This window comes from Streptomyces sp. NPDC006393 (assembly GCF_040628575.1).
Taxonomy (GTDB): domain Bacteria; phylum Actinomycetota; class Actinomycetes; order Streptomycetales; family Streptomycetaceae; genus Streptomyces.
Genome location: NZ_JBEXZD010000218.1, coordinates 1 through 2,071 on the forward strand (window position 1 = coordinate 1; position 2,071 = coordinate 2,071).

Annotated in this window: 2 protein-coding genes and 1 pseudogene; all 3 read right to left on the bottom strand. The window is 69.0% G+C overall.

All coding sequences use genetic code 11. From position 1 onward, the window contains the following. Positions 1–295 precede the first annotated feature (295 nt). Positions 296–394: pseudogene (locus tag ABZ484_RS38620) on the bottom strand (3-oxoadipate enol-lactone hydrolase); the annotation flags it as partial. A 218-nt stretch (positions 395–612) separates the two neighbouring features. Continuing rightward, positions 613–951: a nuclear transport factor 2 family protein gene (locus tag ABZ484_RS38625; RefSeq protein WP_358870621.1), complete on the bottom strand. Its 339-nt coding sequence runs from the start codon at positions 949–951 to the stop codon at positions 613–615. Between the two features lie 383 nt (positions 952–1,334). Further along, positions 1,335–1,745: a cupin domain-containing protein gene (locus ABZ484_RS38630; protein WP_358870622.1), complete on the bottom strand. Its 411-nt coding sequence runs from the start codon at positions 1,743–1,745 to the stop codon at positions 1,335–1,337. Positions 1,746–2,071 lie beyond the last annotated feature (326 nt).

Sequence of the window (2,071 nt, forward strand, 5' to 3'; positions counted from 1 at the left end):
GAAGATCATCCTGTACGGGGAGGGCTGGAACTTCGGCGAGGTCGCGAACGACGCACGGTTCGTGCAGGCCACGCAGCAGAACATGGCCGGCACCGCGCTCCGGTGCGGCTTCGACGTCTCACGGATCCGGGCCCAGACCCCGCCAGGACGGACCTCGGCGGGGCCTCGCCATATCACCCGCGTATCACACAGCCATCACCAACTGGGCAGACACTCTCGGACCAAGAGGCTCCGACCTGCAATTTCATGCCCGCAGTGGACTGGCATAGACGCCCCTGGACGGTCTCTACAACCTGTGCCATGTCGTCCCGAGTGAGGGGCCGAGGATGAGAACTGGGGCGTCTTCCGGGCCGTCGAAGCGGTATTGCAGGGTGTTCGTCGGTGTCTCACTCACGCCTCAGACCCTCTCACGTGCCGCAAAAGCTCACACGGCCGGGGGAACTCGCCGGCTCCTGCCCCTCTCCGCGCGATACGTCCGGCACGGCCGGAACCCTCAGGGATCCGGGTACGGGTTCTCCGGCCGGTGCACGTGGCCGCGGGGACAGTGCGTCCTCCTGGCGACACCCATGTCACGCCGTCCCGTACATGCGTCGCACGGGCCGGGGCGCGCCTTCACACCCGGCCACCGAAGAAGACCTGCACCTCCCGGATCTGCCCGCCCCGGACCGTGATCGCCTCCATGTTGCGGTACCGCCCGCCCGTCGCCGGCTCGTATTCGTAGTGGACGAAGACGAGTTCCTCGTCGACGGCCGTGACGTGGAGCAACCGCTGTTCCCTGAACCGGTCCGCGGTGGGGAAACACCGCTCGAAGAACGCCGCCTTGCCGATGTGATCGTCCTGCGGGCTGGTGAACGTGAACTCGTCGGCGTAGAGAGGCAGGGCCGCGTCCCGGTCCTGTGACCGGTAGTGACGGAAGGCGGCCTCGACGACTCCTGTCGGAGTGGTGTCCATCGGATCTCCTCGATCGGACGACTGTCCCCTGTTCCGTCACCCTAGAACCCGCAGATCCCGCCGACGGCCCGGAGGCGTCAGAACGTGGCGCCCGCGCGGACAGGGCTGGGACGCGGACCAGGAGTAGGTGCACACCGGCCGCAGCGGCAGGCCCCACGCGCGCCGTGGATGGCGCCCACGGCACCACCGAGGCCGGAGGCAGGGCGAACCCGAGAAGCAGACGGTCGGCCGGCGCCGCGACGGCCCCTGGCACGAAGGAGATGACGGGGCCGTCACGGCGGTCGGAAGGGAGTGATCCTCAGCGTGGATCAGCCTCGTGAAGCACTACCAGCCCGGCCCGCTCGACGGCCTCGTCGCCGAGACAGCCGGAATACTGGTGGCCGTCACGCCTGGGGGACCCGCAGGTGTTGCCGTTCGGCCAGCTCCTCCGCGCTGACCACGGTGAGGACGGGGGAGCCCGGCGGCGCGAACATGGTCACCACCAGCTGTGACTGCGCGTCCGGAAGGTTGTTGCCGCCCTGGTAGTGGATCACGTCGCCCCCGGGCTCGAACACGGCGTCACCGGCCTTGAGCACCCGGGGCGGCTGCCCCTCCAGCTCGAAGAGGATCTCCCCCTGGGTCACGTAGCCGAACAGCGGCCCGGGGTGCCGGTGCGGCGGCGCGCCGGGGTCACCGGGCGGCAGGGTGACCCGGACGGTCCTGGCCTCGGCACCGTCCGGGATACCGGCCGCCGCCTCCGGCAGGGCCGCGATCACCTCGACGCCCGGGGGCAGGTGTGCGTGCTCAGCGCTCATGCGTTCCTCCAAACAAACAGGGACTGTCCTGAGCAAGGACAAAGGGACTGTCCTGAGCAAGGACAAGACGGCGTCCCGGTCTGTGACAGCCCTACGCGGCGAGCCCCTCCACGAGGACCGCCCATGAGATCCGGTCCTCGGACGTGGTGAGTGGCGTTCCGTTCGCGTCAGTTCACGGCATGGCGGGGTACGGCAGGACACGGCTCACCGCGCCTTTGGTCCAGACCTATTGACGAGCCCTGCCGCCGATCCTACGATCCCGACGGTCACACGGCCGTATGTCTCCACCTCACCCAGAGCCGGGCGTCACGCCCCTCCACAGCTTG